The organism is Lactobacillus laiwuensis (assembly GCF_019972835.1).
Lineage (GTDB): Bacteria > Bacillota > Bacilli > Lactobacillales > Lactobacillaceae > Lactobacillus > Lactobacillus laiwuensis.
In genome coordinates this window covers 81,449-100,757 of record NZ_BPPB01000003.1, presented here as the reverse complement: position 1 = coordinate 100,757, position 19,309 = coordinate 81,449, and the positions used below count along the sequence as shown (strand labels likewise).

Annotated in this window: 16 protein-coding genes; 13 read left to right on the top strand and 3 right to left on the bottom strand. The window is 35.1% G+C overall.

Annotated features, from left to right (window positions below):
* The first annotated feature begins 626 nt into the window (after positions 1 to 626).
* The 3 genes from LDM92_RS02645 to LDM92_RS02635 all read left to right on the top strand — a co-directional run bounded on the left by LDM92_RS02645 (position 627) and on the right by LDM92_RS02635 (position 2,740).
* Positions 627 to 842 carry a hypothetical protein gene (locus LDM92_RS02645; protein ID WP_223901936.1) on the top strand — a complete coding sequence of 72 codons (216 nt, stop codon included), beginning with the start codon at positions 627 to 629 and terminating at the stop codon, positions 840 to 842.
* A gap of 705 nt (positions 843 to 1,547) precedes the next feature.
* Complete coding sequence (locus LDM92_RS02640) at positions 1,548 to 2,321, top strand: MFS transporter (protein WP_223901935.1); 774 nt, start codon at positions 1,548 to 1,550, stop codon at positions 2,319 to 2,321.
* Positions 2,322 to 2,374: 53 nt separating this feature from the next.
* Positions 2,375 to 2,740: a hypothetical protein gene (locus LDM92_RS02635; protein ID WP_223901934.1), complete on the top strand. Its 366-nt coding sequence runs from the start codon at positions 2,375 to 2,377 to the stop codon at positions 2,738 to 2,740.
* Positions 2,741 to 2,761: 21 nt separating this feature from the next.
* On the opposite strand, the gene LDM92_RS02630 is transcribed toward LDM92_RS02635, so the two are convergent.
* Positions 2,762 to 3,640, bottom strand: a complete 879-nt coding sequence (locus LDM92_RS02630; RefSeq protein WP_223901933.1) for a LysR family transcriptional regulator — start codon at positions 3,638 to 3,640, stop codon at positions 2,762 to 2,764.
* A gap of 145 nt (positions 3,641 to 3,785) precedes the next feature.
* Between LDM92_RS02630 and glpK the strand changes: the two genes are divergently transcribed.
* The 6 genes from glpK (at position 3,786) to LDM92_RS02600 (ending at position 10,887) form a co-directional block, all read left to right on the top strand.
* Positions 3,786 to 5,303, top strand: coding sequence for a glycerol kinase GlpK (glpK, locus tag LDM92_RS02625; RefSeq protein ID WP_046331936.1), 1,518 nt, complete (start codon positions 3,786 to 3,788; stop codon positions 5,301 to 5,303).
* A 31-nt stretch (positions 5,304 to 5,334) separates the two neighbouring features.
* On the top strand, positions 5,335 to 7,080 hold the full coding sequence (locus tag LDM92_RS02620) for an FAD-dependent oxidoreductase (protein WP_223901932.1): 1,746 nt from the start codon (positions 5,335 to 5,337) through the stop codon (positions 7,078 to 7,080).
* 234 nt (positions 7,081 to 7,314) lie between these two features.
* Positions 7,315 to 8,283: a mannose-6-phosphate isomerase, class I gene (gene manA, locus LDM92_RS02615; RefSeq protein ID WP_223901931.1), complete on the top strand. Its 969-nt coding sequence runs from the start codon at positions 7,315 to 7,317 to the stop codon at positions 8,281 to 8,283.
* 32 nt (positions 8,284 to 8,315) lie between these two features.
* Complete coding sequence (locus LDM92_RS02610; protein ID WP_223901930.1) at positions 8,316 to 8,711, top strand: SdpI family protein; 396 nt, start codon at positions 8,316 to 8,318, stop codon at positions 8,709 to 8,711.
* Positions 8,708 to 9,427, top strand: coding sequence for a response regulator transcription factor (locus LDM92_RS02605; protein ID WP_198179474.1), 720 nt, complete (start codon positions 8,708 to 8,710; stop codon positions 9,425 to 9,427). The genes LDM92_RS02610 and LDM92_RS02605 overlap by 4 nt, the downstream gene beginning before the upstream one ends.
* A gap of 8 nt (positions 9,428 to 9,435) precedes the next feature.
* Complete coding sequence (locus LDM92_RS02600; RefSeq protein WP_223901929.1) at positions 9,436 to 10,887, top strand: sensor histidine kinase; 1,452 nt, start codon at positions 9,436 to 9,438, stop codon at positions 10,885 to 10,887.
* 44 nt (positions 10,888 to 10,931) lie between these two features.
* Here LDM92_RS02600 and LDM92_RS02595 read toward each other — a convergent pair whose 3' ends face one another.
* Both LDM92_RS02595 and LDM92_RS02590 read right to left on the bottom strand, forming a co-directional pair.
* Entirely contained in the window at positions 10,932 to 11,798 is an 867-nt protein-coding gene (locus tag LDM92_RS02595; RefSeq protein ID WP_223901928.1) for an SPFH domain-containing protein, read from the bottom strand.
* A 35-nt stretch (positions 11,799 to 11,833) separates the two neighbouring features.
* A complete protein-coding gene (locus tag LDM92_RS02590) occupies positions 11,834 to 14,023 on the bottom strand; it encodes an LTA synthase family protein (protein WP_223901927.1) in 2,190 nt (729 codons plus the stop codon).
* A 142-nt stretch (positions 14,024 to 14,165) separates the two neighbouring features.
* Here LDM92_RS02590 and LDM92_RS02585 point away from each other — a divergent pair, with 142 nt between their 5' ends.
* The 4 genes from LDM92_RS02585 to LDM92_RS02570 all read left to right on the top strand — a co-directional run bounded on the left by LDM92_RS02585 (position 14,166) and on the right by LDM92_RS02570 (position 19,238).
* Positions 14,166 to 14,792 carry a VanZ family protein gene (locus LDM92_RS02585; protein WP_187154381.1) on the top strand — a complete coding sequence of 209 codons (627 nt, stop codon included), beginning with the start codon at positions 14,166 to 14,168 and terminating at the stop codon, positions 14,790 to 14,792.
* Between the two features lie 79 nt (positions 14,793 to 14,871).
* Positions 14,872 to 16,221, top strand: coding sequence for a glucose-6-phosphate isomerase (locus tag LDM92_RS02580; RefSeq protein WP_223901926.1), 1,350 nt, complete (start codon positions 14,872 to 14,874; stop codon positions 16,219 to 16,221).
* A 182-nt stretch (positions 16,222 to 16,403) separates the two neighbouring features.
* On the top strand, positions 16,404 to 17,792 hold the full coding sequence (locus LDM92_RS02575) for an MFS transporter (RefSeq protein WP_223901925.1): 1,389 nt from the start codon (positions 16,404 to 16,406) through the stop codon (positions 17,790 to 17,792).
* Between the two features lie 357 nt (positions 17,793 to 18,149).
* Entirely contained in the window at positions 18,150 to 19,238 is a 1,089-nt protein-coding gene (locus LDM92_RS02570) for a PTS sugar transporter subunit IIC (protein ID WP_223901924.1), read from the top strand.
* Positions 19,239 to 19,309: the final 71 nt, after the last annotated feature.

Genomic DNA, 19,309 nt, shown 5'->3' with positions numbered 1-19,309 from the left:
TTTGATCTTTAATATCAAGAGCAAATTTAATATAATTATTAAAAGAGGACATAATTCAAACCTTCTATAAAATATTGGGTGAAGTTAATATTTTATTACAAGAAGCAAGAGGAAGATGTCCTCCTTTTTTATGCAATAAAAAACCTATTAACAGCTTACCACATGAATAAGTCATCAACAGGATAAATTATAGAGCCATAAATATTTAAATAAAGCCCTATGAATAAAGCATTCATAGGGCTTTATTTTGTCTTCGCACGGCATAAAAGAATAAATAATCTAAATATTTTATTCTTTGAATATGGAAACCAAAGTGAAGTGTTTGTTAATAGATAACAATTCATTTTTTGATAAACATTTTCTGTGAAAGATCATTCAGTAAAAATAATATGAAGCAATTAATCGTGTAGCAAAAATGCTTATTAACTATATAGACAATGGAATCAATAGAGTCTTATGATAAAGGGGAAGCAGTAAAAAACAATAAGTAAGTGTTATAAAATGAAAAAAGTGAAAATAAATGTTACTTGTTATTCACTGAGTATTTAAAAATGATGATTTACAAGCTTATCTATTACCGTATCAAAATTATATAAAAATTGTTTGATGACTAAGAAGTTGATGAAATGGATCCACATAAAATGACATTGCAAGAGTTAGGAAAACATTTTTACGGTAGAACTGTTCAATTTAAGTTAAAAAATGGTAAAACGAAAACAATGTTTGTCCAAGATATTATGAATGAAGAAGATGATGAACCGAAATTAACTTTTATTAGAGGTTCTGAAGAAAATGAAGTTCGCATCTCAGAAATTGTGACTGCATGTGAAATCAAGAAATAAAATTTTAATCAAAAAAATGACCTCCAAATATTTTATGAATTTTGAGGTCACATTTTGAAATAATTGTATTTTAATTGAATAGTTTAATTTTAGTTAGTTGTATTAAAGTTTACCATTCCACTTGTAATTATAAATCTGCTTATTTAAAATCCAATCAAATTAGGTAAAGACCTTTTTGTCTTAATACCTGTTCAGATGTTTTATCAGCAGGAGAATAACTATTATTTAGTAGTTCTGATATACCAAGAATTATATTTGACACAGGTTACAATTCTTATAATTAGTCCTATAATTCCAAAAGAACAAAATTCAAGTAATTGAATAATTCCAAAAAGAATGGCAAACTTCTAGTCTCCTCTGAAGATTGGTACCCACGCACCAAAGAAAAGGGCTGTCCAACTTGCCCCAACTTTTACCTGTTTAATTACTCCCGTTTTATCACTTTTTAAATTTGCTTTCATTATTACACTCCTTAATTTTTACCTTAGGTTTTAGGTCGCTTGCAATATGGACAAATCTTGAGAAAATCTGCTATTCTATTTATATATATTTATTATACTAAAAATAAATCAAAAAACGATCTGATTTAAAAACTATTTTACTAACAATAAAACTACTTAAATTAATTTGAACTTAAAAAAGGCAAATTATGTGCGTTTTAATAGTTAAGTACATAGTCTGTCGTAAATTTAAAAAGAAGTCACAATGAAAAATTTAACACAAAAAAACAAACTACTTTTAGGCTATGCCATTTCAGGACTGGGTGATCAATTTTACACTTTTGCAATCCCATTGCTGATGCTGTCTAGAACCCATTCATCAGTCATAATGGGACTGTTAACTGCAGTTGAATATCTGCCCATAGCATTGTTTGGACTAACAATTGGGCCCATTTTTGATATATATTCTCGTAAGAAAATCATGCTCTTTTCTTTAATAATGCAAATGGTGCTAATTATAATTGCACCATTTTTGGTTATAAAAAACATTTCATTATATTGGCTTTTATTGGTAGTCTTTATACTTGGTACATTTGATTTAATTACTTGGACCGGATATCAAATTTTCATAGCCGAGTCGGTTAAAAAAGAAGAACTTTCATCTGTTTCAGGACAAATGGGATTAATTTCATCGATTCAAAAAACTTTTGGTCCAGGTATTGCAGCTGTCATTATTAATTTAATTAATTATATTGGTGGCTTTTTACTGGATGCCTTAAGCTTTGGTTACTTAACTTATGTTATTAAAGATTATGAACCTTTACATACAGAAAAAAAGTCAGTAAAGGGTGAAAAGTCTTTTAATAAAAGTGCAAAAGAGGGAATCACCTTTTTATTTGCACATCATGATATTAAATGGCTGATCGCAAGTTTTTTCGTGGCAAACATTGGCTTTCAAGCAGTTGTTCCCATGCTTACTTTTTTGTTAAAACAAGAAATGAATGTTTCTGTTAATTTGGTCAGTACTTTTTCACGGTAGCAGCGATTGCAAGTATTCTAGGCAATTTTATTTATTTACGTATTAATAAAAACATGAGACTTGGTACGCAAATGATTCTGATTGCTTCACTTATAATGATCGGTTTCATGATCATGCTCAATGTTCAATCTTACTTTTTAGTCACTTTTGGTTACGCAATGGTTTCGTTTGGTAGCGTCTGGTCGCAAGCCAACTTCTTTACTGTTATTCAAGCAGAAACTTCATCTAAATTTAAAGGAACAATAACTTCGATTTCAACTTCGTTAACCAGGATTATAGGGCCAATTATGTCACTAATTAGTGGTTTTCTAATCAAAGCAGAAGTCCATTCAATATTTATTGTTGCCGCTGTCTGTATGTTTTTTTCAATGCTTATAACTGTAGTTACTGGTTTAGGTAAATTGGGAAAACTGGACTAATTATAGAAAGCAGTTTAATATCTATTTTTTAGCCAGGGAACGATCTAAAATATTACAAATAGCTGGATTTTTATATATCGCAACAACGTCGTATTTTAATTTAGGCAAGTTGGGCAAAAAAGTAACATGATTATCATACATTTTCGGCAGTGGCAGTTCTTCCGGATAAATTGCCATTCCATGATTCAACACAACGTTTGCTAGAGCAGCGTCGAAACTATCTAGGTAAATTATTTGTTCATAACTGATATTCATTTTATCCAGAATATTTTTAATTTTTGTTTGTACGTCATTATTATCAGTAGCAGTCCATTTTTGTAAGAAAAGGGGCTGCTTTTTTATAGCGTCTTTCTTCAGAATGCCTTTTTGGTCAATAGCCTTTTTATTCAACAAAATGCCGAAATTGGCAGTGCCAACTTTTCTAACATGGATATTTTTAATTTTACTGACGGCAGTGGAAAACCCAATCAATACGTCATAATCGCCTGCATCAAGTTTAGGGATGCTAGCGGCAAAATTTTCAGTATCAAGTTGTAATTGTAAATCAGGATTGTTTTTTGCAAGAGAATGTGCCAGTTCAACAGCCCAATAATCAAAAGCGTGCAAATAATGTATTCTTAACGTTTGAAAAGAATTGTTCAACTGACTGATTTTTTCGCTAAATTCGTAATATTTGTTTAGCACGGGCACTGCACAATGGTACAAATTAATTCCGGCTAAAGTGACCTTAAAATGGGAAGTTGAACGATCAATTAGCTGAACGCCTAAGTCTTTTTCTAAATTTTTAATCGCATTGCTAATTGCGGTTTGAGAGACAAAATTTCGTTTTGCAGCAGGGGTAAATCCTTGAGTTTCAACTACGTCAATAAAGTACTTATATGTTAATAAACTGTATTTCATCGCACTATGTCCTTTTGCTTATAACTTTAACTAATAAGTTATTATCATTATATGTTAGCGCTTCCCAAAAAGCGAGGGTAAAATTGAATTGTAACGACAGTTACCTTTACTAAATTAGTTTTAAGACTAAAAAGGAGAAAGTATAATGGCTGAAAAATATATTTTAGCGATTGATGAAGGTACTACTAGTACAAGGGCAATTATTTTGGACCATTCTGGTAAAAAAGTAATTGACTCACGGAAAGAGTTTAATCAGTATTTTCCTAAACCTGGCTGGGTAGAACATGATGCCAATGAAATTTGGAACTCAGTTTTATCCACAATTGCCAATTCATTTATTAACTCAGGGATTAAGCCCAACCAAATTGCGGCTATCGGTATCACCAATCAGCGTGAAACGACTGTTATTTGGGATAAGAAGACCGGCTTGCCTATTTACCATGCAATTGTATGGCAATCACGGCAGACTTCAGATATTGCCGATAAAATTATTGCTGATGGCTATACAGATATGATCCATGAAAAAACGGGACTAATTCCTGACGCCTACTTTTCAGCTACCAAAATTCGCTGGATTCTTGATCATGTTCCAGGAGCTCAAGAACGTGCAGAAAACGGTGAATTATTGTTTGGTACTATTGATTCATGGTTAGTATGGAAATTAACTGGTGGCAAAGTCCATGTCACTGATTACACTAATGCCAGCCGGACAATGCTTTTTAACATTACCAAACTGGATTGGGATGATGAAATACTTAAGTTATTAAACATTCCAAGAAAAATTCTGCCTGAAATTCGGTCTAATTCTGAAATATACGGTACTACGGCTGAATTTCACTTTTATGGTAGTCAAGTACCAATTGCCGGCATGGCAGGTGACCAGCAATCAGCTTTGTTTGGGCAGTTAGCATTTGAGCCGGGAATGGTTAAAAACACCTATGGCACCGGTGCATTCACCGTTATGAATACTGGCGAAAAACCTAAATTTTCAGCTAATAATTTGTTAACTACTGTGGCTTATGGCATAAACGGCAAAGTAAATTATGCTTTAGAAGGTAGTATTTACGTAGCTGGTTCAGCTATTCAGTGGCTGCGTGATCAACTGGGCATTATTGATGACGCTCCTCAATCAGAAGAAGCTGCCAAGCGCTCAAAAGATAATAATGAAGTTTTCGTTGTTCCTGCTTTTACCGGTCTAGGTGCTCCGTACTGGGATTCTAATGTCCGAGGTGCTGTTTTCGGTCTGACTCGGGGAACAACCAGTGATGACTTTACCAAAGCCACGTTACAGTCTTTGGCTTATGAGAGTCGTGATGTTATTGATACGATGCACGAAGATACTAAAATTCAAATTCCAAAATTAAAGGTTGATGGTGGTGCTGCTAATAATGACTATTTAATGCAGTTCCAAGCTGATATCTTGGGTATCGAAATTGAGCGTGCTGCCAACCTCGAGACAACGGCATTAGGTGCAGCTTTTCTTGCTGGTTTAGCAATTGGCTTTTGGAAGGATTTTGATGAAATCAAGAAAATTCAAAAAGTAGGTAAAACCTTTAAACCGCAAATGAGCAGTGCAGAAAGAGATCACCTTTATGAAGGCTGGAAATCAGCTGTTAAAGCTGCTCAGAGCTTTTCATATAAGCCATACCAGAAAAACAATTAGAAATTTTTATTAAAAAGAAAGAGGCCAAATCATGGCGTTTTCAATTGAAACCAGAAAAGAAGAAATTGAACGTTTAAAAAATGAAAAATTAGATTTGCTGGTTATCGGAGGCGGCATTACCGGAGCAGGCGTTGTTCTTCAGGCCAGTGCAGCCAAAATGAAGACAGGCTTGATTGATATGCAAGACTTTGGTGGAGGCACTTCATCAAGGTCTACTAGACTTGTACATGGTGGTATTCGCTATCTGAAGACTTTTGATGTCCAAGTCGTTTCTGATACAGTCAAGGAACGTGCTGTTATCCAGCATATCGCTCCACATATGACACAACCCGATCCTATGATTTTGCCAATTTATGACGAACCAGGGACAACGTTTACTATGTTCTCGGTAAAAGTAGCGATGGATCTTTATGATCATTTAGCAGGTATTGAAGGAGATTCACCTTTAATTAAATATGCCAACTACATGATGGATAAGGAAGAAACCTTAAAACGAGAACCACAATTAAATAGTGAGAACTTGCAGGGTGCAGGTGTTTACTTGGATTATCAAAATAACGATTCCCGCTTGGTAGTAGAAAATGTTAAAAAGGCCCATGAATTAGGGTGCCTAGCTGTTAGTCGCCTGAAGAGCATCGAAATTTTACATAATGATCAAAAACAAGTTAATGGTGTTCGCGTTCATGACAATTTAACAGGCGAAGAATTTGATATTCATGCCGATGTTGTTATTAACACTTCTGGGCCTTGGTCAGATTTGGTAAGACAAGAAGATAAAGAAGTTTACAAAAAACCGCGTTTGCGTCCTACAAAAGGTGTCCACTTGGTAGTTGACCAATCCCGCTTGACTGTGCCACAGCCAACATATTTTGGCTCGGGTACGGCTGATGGCCGAATGATTTTCACTATTCCTCGGGAAGGTAAAACCTATTTCGGCACAACGGATACTGACTTTACCGGTGATTATGCTCATCCTACCGTTGAAAAAGGCGATGTAGACTACTTGTTAAATATCATTAATAAAAAGTATCCTGCTGCTCATTTAACAATTAATGATATCGAAGCCAGCTGGGCTGGTGTACGTCCTTTAATCGAAGTAGAAGTTGAAGGTAACGAAGCTGCAGATGCAGCAACTGGTGCCAGCGTTTCTGACAGTACTTCAGCGCCATCTGCCGTATCACGTGGTAGTTCGTTAACTGAAGCAGAAGATGGGTTGATCACTTTGGCCGGCGGTAAGTTGACAGATTACCGGATCATGGCTAATGGTGCAATGAAGAAAATCCAGCAAAAATTTCATGACGAGTTTTCTAAAAACTTTACGTTGCAAGATTCAGCAGAAATTAAAGTTGCTGGTGGCGATTTCGATTCTGACAACGCAGAAGCTGAACTTGCTCGCATTGCTAAAGATGGTGTGGCTGCCGGCCTTGCAGCTGATGATGCAAAAGAGATTGCAAACTTATTTGGCTCTCAGGCGGAGCAAATTTATGATTATGCCCAAACAATCAAACCAGAAAAAGGATTGAGTATTGGTGAAACTGCAGCTCTTGATTACTCGCTGGCAGAGGAAATGACATTAACACCAGTTGACTATCTATTAAGACGTACTTATCATATTTTATTCAAGAGTGATACATTAGACCAAGTAAAGAATGGCGTGATTAAGCGCATGTCTGATTATTATGGCTGGGATAATGCTCAAAGAGAACAATATGAAAACGAGTTGGAGCATGAGATTGCAGAATCAAGACTGGAGGGATTGAAGAGTAAAAGAAAGTAGCAGATAACAATAAAAATAGTAGTAAATTATTCCCCATCTAAAAACCTGTCAAAACAATATGACAGGTTTTTTCTTTGGTGTTTTCTAAGCAATATATTAAAATAAATGAAATTATTAAATATAAGTATTTTATTCGGAAATCAGCTCTTAAAATAATAACAATTGTTTTCATATTTGAAAAAATAGTTTTAAATTTATACTTTAAAAGATTAAACTAATAGTGAGGTGATCATAATGGAGCCATTTTTTCTTACCCCGTATTTTAGACCCAAAATTTGGGGCGGGCGCAAATTAAAAACTATTTTTAATTACGACGTACCTGATGGTAAAGTAGGAGAAGCTTGGGTTATTTCCGGATATAAGGATGATGCTTCAACTATTACAAACGGCGACTTCAAAGGACAAAGTTTACGTAAAGTATATCATGAAAACCCGGAACTATTTGGTAACCCCAAGAGTAAGGAATTTCCACTTCTCGTTAAGTTTTTGGATGCCAATGATAATCTATCTGTGCAAGTCCATCCCAATGATGAATATGCTCGTAAAGTAGAAAATGACAGTGGAAAAACCGAAAGCTGGTATGTGTTACAAGCGGATCCAGGATCATATCTAATATATGGCCATACTGCTAAAACACGCTCAGAACTTGCTGAAATGATTCACAAGGGCGAATGGGACAAATTATTGCGCAAGGTTCCCGTTAAAGCCGGAGACTTTTTCTATGTTCCTTCAGGAACAATTCACGCTTTGACTAAAGGAATCTTAGTCATTGAAACGCAACAGTCAAGTGATGTTACCTACCGTTTATATGATTACGATCGTGTAGATAAAAAAACTGGCAAAAAAAGGGAGTTGCATACACAGAAGTCTATTGACGTCACTCAAGTACCTCATGTTGATCCTAAACTTAAAATAACAACTAGTGAAAAAGAAGATGCCATCATTAAGACGTTGGTTAAGCCGCCACTGTCTCCTCATTTTTATTTGTGGCAAATAGATTTAAACGGTCAGTGGCATACCGGCTTAAATAAGCATCCTTTCTTATTAGTAACAATTATTAATGGTTCAGGTACAATTGAGTGTGAAAATAAAATTTTTAATTTATCTATTGGCACAAATATGATAATTCCGAATAATATTAAGGAATTTAAATTTTCAGGAAATATGAAAATGGTTATTTCTACTCCTGGCAATCAGGATTAATTCTTAAGTCTTAAGATGGAAAGGAAAAGAGAATGATTTATATTGCATGCGGTTCGATTATTATGGTAGTTGGACTGTTATGGCTGATATCGCCTCCCAAAAGACCACGTCCATTTTATAGTTATTATTCCTACTTGGCCCAAGTTAATAAAGCTAGTTTTAAATTTGCTCAGCATAAGGCAAGTTGCTATTTTATTATATTTGGTTTAATCCAATTAGTATTAGGGATTGGAATCCATTTACTTAAATGGGATCGATATTTTTTACTTTGGCTGCTGACATTTTATCTTTTCATTATCTTTCCAATCATGGCTACGGAAAAAAGTTTAAAAAGCTTTTTGCAAAAACGTCATGAATTGCCAGCAGATTACATAGATCCTGACAAAGTAAAAAAGGAGAGAACAAAAGGATTTAGGGACCGAAAATGAAACTGAAAATTTTAATGGTCGAGGATGATCAGTCAGTTGCAGAAATGATGGAGATGTTCTTCGAAAAAGAAGGATGGACCACGGATATTGCAACTGATGGAGAACAAGCCGTTAAAATGTTTGCTAAAAATCCAGATCAGTATGATTTAATAACATTAGATCTTAACTTGCCAAAAAAAGATGGCATAGAAGTTGCTAAAGAAGTTTGTGCAATTTCACCTACCATACCAATTATCATGTTGACTGCTAGAAGCAGTGAAGAAGAGCAAATCCAAGGATTTAATGCTGGTGCTGATGACTATGTGTCTAAACCATTTAGTCCACTAGCTTTAATAGCCCGCATCAAGGCTTTACAACGTAGGATTAGAATTGATGATAAGCAGGAACAAACGAAAGCGGTAAAAAATACTGAAAAATTTGATGTCGAAACTGATCACATAAAAATTTCTAAAAGCCGGCGTGAGGTGCTTTATGATGGTCAATATGTTGAAAATATTACACCTAAAGAGTTTGATTTGCTCTATACTATGGCACAGAAGCCCAAACAAGTATTTTCTCGTGAACAATTGTTAGAGTCTGTCTGGGGTTATGATTATTATGGTGAAGATCGCACCGTGGATGCACATATTAAAAAATTGCGCCAAAAATTGGAAAAAGTAGGTGCAAATGTTATCCAAACCGTTTGGGGCGTCGGCTATAAGTTTGATGATTCGTAGGTTTTAACATGAAGTTAATTTATCAGCATATGCTTAGTTTTTTACTAATCATTCTTACTACGGTATCAATAATCGGTTTTTCTGAAATAAATAATACAACTAAACAATCATATGAATATAATTATCAGAGAATGGAAGATTTTGCTTCAGCTTTAGGCACACTAGCCGCAAGCGATGAAAAAAAGGGCTCGGCCATGTTAAACCCCAAATTTTTGCATAAATTAGAATTCGTCCTCCATAGTGATAGGGTGTATCTTAGTGTTTTTGATAAGCAAGGTGCTCAGATTTATCCTGAGAAAAATGACGACATCCACCTAACTTCAAAGAGGGTTCTGCAATTAAAGCAGGGAAAGAAACTTCACATCAAAAATAATAATGAAGCACTTTCCAGCTTGGGGCATAAAAAGGATGCCTGTACTGGCGTTCTTTTACCGTGGAAAGACAATGGTAAATTTATTGGGGCAATTTGGTTAGGAGTCCGGGTGGCCAAGGTTGAAAGACCGGTGACAATAGCCAAGCAAAATTTGTTTAGTGCTCTTGTCTCGGCAATAATTGTGGGTTTGATGCTTAGCTTTATTCTTTCTTTTTATGCAACTGACAGAATAAAAAAGCTATCACTTGCCACTAAAAAAGTTGCTGCTGGTGATTTTGATGTCCAAACAAACTATAGCGGAAATGATGAGATAACTCAGCTTGCTGATAATTTCAATCAAATGGTTCGCGCTTTAAAAAAATCAAACCAAGAGCTTAAGGAGCAAGAAAAAAGGCGTGATCAATTTATGGCTGATGCGGCTCATGAAATGCGAACCCCTCTGACTACTATTAATGGTATTTTAGAGGGCTTGCAATATGATGCCATTCCTGATAAAGCTAAGCCTAAATCTATTGCCTTAATGAATAGGGAAACTAAGCGTCTGATCAGGTTAGTTAACGAAAATTTGGATTATGAAAAAATTCGTAATAATCAAATAAACCTAGTTAAAACCACTTTTAATGCTAGAAAAACGCTAGACGATGTGACAATGCAGCTTAAACAAAATGCTGCCAAGGCCAATGACACAATTACTATCAATGCACCAAGAGATTTGCCTATCTATGCTGATAAAGATCGTTTTACTCAAATAATGGTTAATTTGGTTCAGAATGCAATTCAGTTTACTTCTGATGGCGAAATTCAAATAAGTGGCTACCGCGTTGCTCATGCAACAACTATTGTTGTTGAGGATAATGGTATTGGGATGAATCAACAACAAATCAAATATGTTTTTGAAAGATATTTTAAAGCTGATCCTTCTCGTAGCCGCTCTGGCAAAGGAGAGTATGGCTTAGGCTTGTCAATAGTTTCTTCTTTGATCAAACAACATGGTGGCAAAATAAGTGTGCAGTCAGAAATAAATCAGGGGGCTGAATTTACAATTATTTTATTTGATCGTGGATATGAACAATACCTCGAAAATTAAAAAAATCATTTCCAAGTTCGGAAATGATTTTTGTTTTGCAGAATTTATTCGCTTTCTTTTGTTGCTTCATGCCAGATCTTTGCAGTCGCAGGAATGCTTCCCAAATTCGTAAGGTCATCTTTATTAACTACAATTAGATTGTTAGGTCCCTTAGCTAAATTATTGAAACTGTCCAAACTCTGATTTTTAAAGTAGCCGTCACTTGCTTTAGCCAGGCTGGCTTGCAATTGATCTATCCGATATGCTTCAGCTTCAGCTTCTGTTTTGACAGCTTCAGCTTTAGCCTTAGCCGTTGCAATTAAAGCATCATTTTTAGCCTTTGTAGTCAGTTCAATATTTTTAGCTTCACCTTCAGCTTTTTCAATAGCAGCTATTTTTTCACGATCGGCAGTTAGCTGTTTGTCCATGGCCTTTTGAATTTCGGTGCTAGGTAAAAGTTCATCAATGTTGACTCTGACTACACGAATGCCATAAATGTCCGTTAAATCACCAATAGCATCTGAGAGCTGACTGTTAATACTACTTGTTGAGCCTAAAGCATCATTTAGATCCATCCGTCCAATAATGTCCCTTAAATGGCCACGGATAAGCTCAACCATTGATTTAACTGAATCTGTATTATTGTAAAAATACTTATAGGAATCAGTTACTAAGTAATTTAAGGTTAAGCTGGTAGTAATTTCTGCATTGTCTTTAGTAATAATTGAATATTTTGAAATTTCTGCCGGAAACATTGCCAAGGAAACTTTACGCAACCTCTGTATTACGGGGATGATTAGCACTAAACCAGCTTTTACGGTTCTGGAATATTTTCCTAATGTTTCTATTAAACCTTCATTATTTTGCGGGACAACCCGGCAGCAAGAGAGTAATAAAAACACAAGCAGCACTAAAATTATAAAAAATTTCATTTTATCCTCCAAAATTAAAAAATTATGTTTATTTCTTAATTATATGACTTTTTGTGATTTTTACTAGGTTTAGTCTGCTTTTCAGTTAAATGATTGCCAGAAACAGATTCTGGAATTGTTGTGATTTCTTCTTCACGACCTTTAAGTTCTGTAGCGTCTGTTTTGTATAATCTGGTAGTAGATTTGCGTTGTTTGCTTATAAGAGCTGTGGATTTATTTTTCAATTTCTGCCGGAGCTCTTCCATCTGTCTGTAATTAGTTAAATAGTCGAACTGTGTGGGGTCAACAGGTTTAAAGCCACTGGGAGTATATAAACGCAACAAATTATGATTATTTAGTAAGTCAGAGTATTTCAGTGACATTTTGCCTTCTTTTGCTAATTTTGTAATTTCATATTTTTCTTGTTCAGTAAAATTAATGATCTGCTTGCCACTTTTACGGTCGTAAACAATGCCCTTTAACCCCTTACCTCCAATAACGTATTTCTGACTAACAATAGTGCCGTTCCTAAAAGTAAGCCACGGGCGATATTTTGGAGATAGCAGATCACTGCCAAATTGAATATAGTTACGATTTGAAATTCCCAGAAGATGGAGCAAAGTCGGCAATACATCTATTTCGCCTGCGACTTCCTGTTTGATTTTTCCCTTTAAATTCGGAGCATGTATCATAAAAGGTACACGCTGCATTTGGACATTATTATAGGCATTCCAAGTATCAGAACTTTCACCTACCATTGGTGCCAAGGTTTCATTTTCAGAATTAGTTAATCCATAATGATCTCCATAGATTACAACCATAGTATTTTTAATCAAACCTGATTTCTTCAGGTAATTGAAAAATTCGCGGATAGATTGATCCAGATAATGAGCAGTTTCAAAATAATTGTTAATTGATTTGTCTGATGTATCACTGGTTTTAAAACTCGGATCCAAATCTTCTTCATCCATGTCAAATGGAGTATGGTTTGTGACGGTAATAAATTTAGTATAAAAAGGCTGCTGTATCCTTTCTAAATATTTGATGCTTTCAGCAAACATAATTTTATCTTTGATGCCATAGCCAATATGGTCATTTTTATCATGACTAAAATAATTTTGATCAAAGAAATAGTTATAGCCCATGTTTTTATAAACATCATCACGGTTCCAAAATGTACCGACATTACCATGGAATACGGCAGAAGTGTAGTTGCCATGTTGACGCAAAATTTGCGGTGCAGCCTGAAAAGTATTTGAGCTGCCCATGGCAGTGAACAAAGACCCGTCAGAAATACCATAAGTGCTGGTTTCCAGCATGTTTTCTGCATCACTGGTGCGGCCAATGCCTACTTGGTGGTAAAAATTGGCAAAACTTAATGTATGTTTGTTGTGATAAAGTGAATTGAGATAGGGGGTAACTTCCTGACCATTAATTTTTAAATCAATTAAAAACTGTTGAAAGCTTTCCAAATGGATTATTATTACATTTTTACCTTTTTCTTTACCAAAATATTCTGTATTTACTGGTAATTTATTTTTTTTGGTATAAGCTAAAATTTTATTTAAATCAGCTGTATTGGCATTCTTATTTACCTGCTCAGTTTGTTCATTTTTTACGGCGTCATAAACTGTGTAGGTATCAATACCAAGATATTTAACAATGTATGAACGATCAAAAGTGGTACCTAACAATCGTGGCCTAGAAGATTCAGCCAAAAAGACATTCAGCACTAAAATCAGAGCGCCAACTGATGTAACAGCAAATGGTGTAAGAAGGCCAAAGGATTTTTGATCAATTCTGATTTTATGAGCAAGCAGTAATATGATTATGATGATAAGGTCAAGCCACAATAATAAGTCAGAAGGTTGAAGCAATGCGACTGCGCTTTTTCCTAAGCCAGGGGCAACTTTACCAGCATTAGTAATGGTCTTCACCGTAATAAAATCGGAAAATTGGCGATAGTAAAGAACATTAGCAAATAACAGTCCAGAATTTGCTACATCAAGCAGGATCATTGCACAATATGAAACAAGAGGCTTGGAAAAATATAATCCAATGCTCATGAGTAAAATTGCACTACCAACAGGGCTTAGCCACATGATAATATGTTGATAAGGATCTGAAATACCCAAATTGAAATCATGATAGGCTGCAAAAATGTATTTGAGCGCAAATAACACAAGCAGAAGGCAGAAAAAGCCTATGCGAGTCTGAATGAAGTTGGTCAGATTTTTTTTATTCAATATGAACTCTCCCTTATCAGACTATTTTAAAAGTTTCTGTGCTTTTAGACAATCTTTTCCGTTTTGTTAGACCTTTTTTAATAATTAATTGCGGAAACTTGAGTATAATTTAAATGAACTATATTTTAGGAATTGAATCAGAATGATATTTTTAGGACCACTATATAACCTGCTTTCGCAACTTTATGCTACTAAAATTAATCATTTTGCTTTGATTAAGCTAATTGTACTAGCACTTGATAAAACTATCTTTTATTTTCTGTTTTTTATGGTAATACGCTTAATCTGGCTAATGACTATTAGAAGTCGGCGTACAATTAAGTCCGAGGCGTCAGTATGGTTATTTGCTTTTTATTTAATTTTAGTACTGATGTTAACTACTTTTCGTAATACTTATTTTCCCTGGAATCTAACACTTAATCTGCACAGGCCTTTAAACGAAATAAATTTTGTCTTCTTAAGGGAAACTTGGAAAATGTATCATGCTCCGAGCAGGCTAGACTTTGTATACAATTCTTTAGGCAATATCTTGTGCTTTATTCCATTTGGCTTTTTGTCACCCTTTGTGTTTTCAAAAAAACAAACTTTCTGGCGTGTTGTTTTGGCCGGCATCATTTTTTCAGTATTTATTGAAGGGATGCAGTTTTTACTGGAAACTGGCGTGACCGATATTGACGATGTGTTCTTTAACAGTTGTGGAACGGTAATTGGATATTTCTGCTACTGGCTTGTAATGATAATCAGGAGAAAGACGCGTAAAACTAACTAAAAGCACTGGTATTTGTAAATTAAGATTGCTAAAATATTCTTGTGAAATAAATATTTAATTCAGTAAGGAGAGCGTGTTTATGAGTTTAATTAAATTTGATGGCACAAAACTAACACCATTTGTTCATGATAATGAACTAGGCGAGATGCAAGCTTTAGTTAACGTTGCCGACAAGGAACTTAGAGATGGTTCAGGTGCAGGCAATGATTTTCTGGGTTGGGTTGATTTGCCAGTTAATTATGACAAAGAGGAATTTGCCAGAATCAAAAAAGTAGCCCAAAAGATTCAAAGTGACTCTGAAGTTTTAGTTTGTATTGGTATTGGTGGTTCATATTTAGGCGCTCAAGCGGCTATTGAGTTTTTAAATGGAGCCTTCTATGGCAGGGGTAAAGAAAAATATCCTACTGTTGTATTCTGTGGCAACTCATTATCTGGTTCGTATTTACATGATTTGATTGAATGGCTTGGTGAAAAGGACTTTAGTGTTAATGTCATTTCTAAATCTGGTACTACTACTGAACCGGCTGTTGCTTTTCGCATTTTTAAAGATAAATTAATTGAAAAGTATGGCGCAGATGAGGCTAAGAATAGAATTTTTGCTACAACAGATCGTGCTAAAGGCGCTTTAAAAACTGAAGCAGATGCCGAAGGTTATGAAGAATTTGTTGTGCCGGATGATATTGGTGGCCGCTACAGTGTTTTGTCAGCTGTTGGTTTGTTGCCAATTGCAGTTTCAGGAGCCGATATTGACCAGTTAATGAAAGGTGCTGCTGATGCCAGAGCAGAGTATACCAATACGGATTTAAATAACGCGACCCCTTATCAATACGCTGCTTTGCGTAATATTCTTTATCGCAAAGGTTATACCACTGAAATTGTTGAAAACTATGAACCAACTTTAAGAATGTTTAGTGAATGGTGCAAACAACTAATGGGAGAGTCAGAAGGAAAAGATAATAAAGGTATTTGGCCGGCAAGTGCCAACTTTACGACTGACTTGCATTCTTTGGGCCAATATATTCAAGAAGGCCGCAGAAATCTTTTTGAAACAGTTATTAGAGTTGAAAATCCGACAAATGATGTCAAAATTCCTTCTGATGATCGTAATTTAGACCAGTTAAATTTCTTATCTGGCAAAAGCTTAAACTTTGTAAACGAGCGTGCCTATGAAGGTGTTGTTCTTGCTCATACTGATGGTGGTGTTCCTGTTATGACAGTAAATATTCCTGATCAAACAGAACACACTTTAGGTTACTTAATTTACTTCTTTGAACTGGCAATTGCTGTTTCTGGCTACGTTAATGGCATTAATCCATTCAACCAACCTGGTGTTGAAGAATATAAACGGAACATGTTTGGTTTACTTAATAAACCAGGTTACGAAGAATTACACGATGACCTAGCAAATAGATTTAAGCAGGAAAAATAATTTTTAATTATTGAAACTATTTTAAAATAAGATTAAGATAAATATGTGCTTACTTTACATGAGATATGTTTATATCAGAAAAAGACATATCATCCTGTACATTGTATTTATTCATATTAACCATTATGGAAAGGGTAAAAGTTTTTGGCTTTTAGCCTTTTTTATTAAGGAGAATTAATTTTATGGCAGAAAAGAAAGAGACACCCAAACGGGTTTTGGCAATTATCAGTTGTGCTTTAATGGCTTTTGTTTCCATTTTGACAGAAACAAGTTTAAACGTTACTTTTCCCACATTGATGAAACAATTTCACATTGGTTTAGGATTAGTCCAGTGGACGACAACAGGGTATTTACTAACAATTTCTGTGATTATGGTTGCAAGCTCATATTTAAATGACCGTTTTTCAGCAAGACAGTTGTTTTTAACCGCTGCAATTGCATTCATTGCTGGTTCAATTGTAGCTGCTTTTGCCTCTAATTTCTGGATCTTACTTGCAGGTCGGATAATTTCTTCAATTGGAGCAGGATTGTCAATACCACTAATGTTTAATATGGTTGTAGAACTAATGCCACAAGAAAAATGGGGGTTTTATATGGGCTTGACCGGTTTAGTCATTATTCTTGCACCATCTTTAGGCCCTACATTTGGCGGCACAGTTGTTTACTATTTTGGCTGGCCATTAATTTTTGAAATTGTAGCAGTAATTGCTGTGGTTATTATGATTTTAGGTTTATTTGTTGTAGAACAATATCATGAGAAAAAGCATCCTAGTTTTGACTGGTTAAGTTACATAGTTATAGCTAGTGCAATGGTAATTTTTAACCTGGGTTTTAACCGCATCAGCAATGGTTTTACTGATATTGGTTTTTGGCTCAGCATGATTATCGTGGCAATCTTGGTATACACGTTTATTAAACTGTCACGCTCAAGTAAAAAGAAACTGATAAACTTGAGTATTTTCAAAAATAAACCCTTTATTTTTGCCATGATTTCCTATCTCTTATTACAGTTTATCAATATCGGCACCAGTTTTGCGGTACCTAATTATGTGCAAATTGTTAATCATGCCAGTTCTTTAATCGGTGGCTTGGTTTTACTTCCCGGTTGTATTATCAGTGGAATTTTAAACCCTTGGTTTGGTCATATTTATGATAAAAAGGGTGCACCATTGCCACTACTTACTGGAACAGTATTCTGCTTAACGGCTTGTTTGCTTTTTTCTTTGTTTAGTTTGAAAATTAGTACAACGATGGTTGGCGTTTTTTATGGCATTATGATTATTGGTCGCCAGATGGCGTTTAATAACACTATGGCTGAAGCATCGAAATTGCAACCTGAAGAATTGCATACCGATGCGACTGCAGTCTTTCAAACTGGCCAACAATATGCTGGATCAATGGGAACAACCGTAATGGCAGCTATTATTTCATCTTGGCAAAAAAGACCTGGTAATTACGCAGCACTTACAGCCCAGGGGAGTCAGGAAGCATTCTTATTTTTGACTTTTGTCAGTGTGATAATTTTGCTAAGTTATTTAAACTTATTCAGACTTGAGAAGAAATTGAAATAAAATCATAAAATGGCTATAGAAAGCTTCGTTACAATTGACGAGGCTTTTTTTTCACCTCTCTAGTGCAAATCTTTAATTTAAGCATTTTCAAAAATTTGTCATGATAGAGGTGTAGAAAATGTTGTTTAGAAAGGAAAACTTTATTGATTTGTGCTTAGGGTGATATTTAAATAAAAAATTAAATTATTTTTAACTTTTTTGTGTATTTTTTTAAATAAGATGATAAAATACTTAATAATTAATTTTAAGGAGGAAAAAGCAATGAGGCGAATTAGCAATCAGCATATTTCGATTTTGTCACAAATCATTTTGCCGACAATGTATACCTAAGCACTATTATATTAAAGGAGTACAAATATGGCTGATACAACCAAAACTAACAAACTAACAGTAAAAACTTTTCTTAACAACATTTTAGCTGGGACTGCAACTGGAATTATCGTAGGCTTGATTCCAAATGCAGTTGTCAGTGCGATTTTAAAGTTATTTGGTCAAAATCCGGTGACGGCATCTATTAATCAAGCATTATTGATTTTTCAATGTGCTACACCTTTGCTAATTGGGGCATTAATTGCCATTCAATTTAAAATGGTTCCACTGGACGTTGCCATTGTGGGTGCCGCCGCTTATGTTGGCTCTGGTGTTACAAAATTCGTACCACAAATTGTGAACCCTGCTACTAAAGCTCAAGGTGTCTTTGTTTCAGCAGGGACAGGCGATCTTATTAATACCATGATTACAGCAGGTTTAGCTGTGGGACTTTTATTATTAGTCGGTCAACATTTTGGCTCTGTCAAAATTGTTGCCGCACCGATCGTTGTTGGTGGAGGAGCAGGTTGGATTGGCATGCTGATTTTGCCGTATGTAAGCAAAATCACCACCTGGCTTGGGTCAGTAATTAATTCCTTTACTAATTTGCAGCCGATATTAATGTGTATTTTAATTTCCTGTATGTTTGCAATTTTGATAATTTCACCAATATCAACTGTGGCAATTGGAATGGCTATACAATTAAATGGTCTTTCGGCAGGTGCAGCAGCAATGGGAGTCGCGGCAACGACACTGGTATTGGTCGTTCATTCTTGGCGAACTAATAAATCAGGAGTTACTATTGCAATTGCATTAGGAGCAATGAAAATGATGATGCCCAATCTTTTCAGGCATCCAGTTATTGTTTTACCAACATTAATTACAGCAGCACTTTCCGCTATTCCAGTGGCTCTATTTCACGTTAGTGGCACTCCAGCTTCTGCTGGTTTCGGTCTCGTTGGCCTAGTAGGGCCCCTGGCATCCTTAGATGCTGGCAAAGCAAGTATTAATATTGTAATGGCCTTGATTGTCTGGATAGTATTTCCAGTTCTAGTAGCAATGGTATGCCGTTTCCTCTTTGAAAAAGTATTTCATGTTTATGATGAAAAGGTAGCCTTTGCCTATCTAGGTGAATAATTGTAATTACTTAAATCTGTCATAAAAAACAAATCCTTACTTACACTAATTTATTTTAAACATCAAAAAAC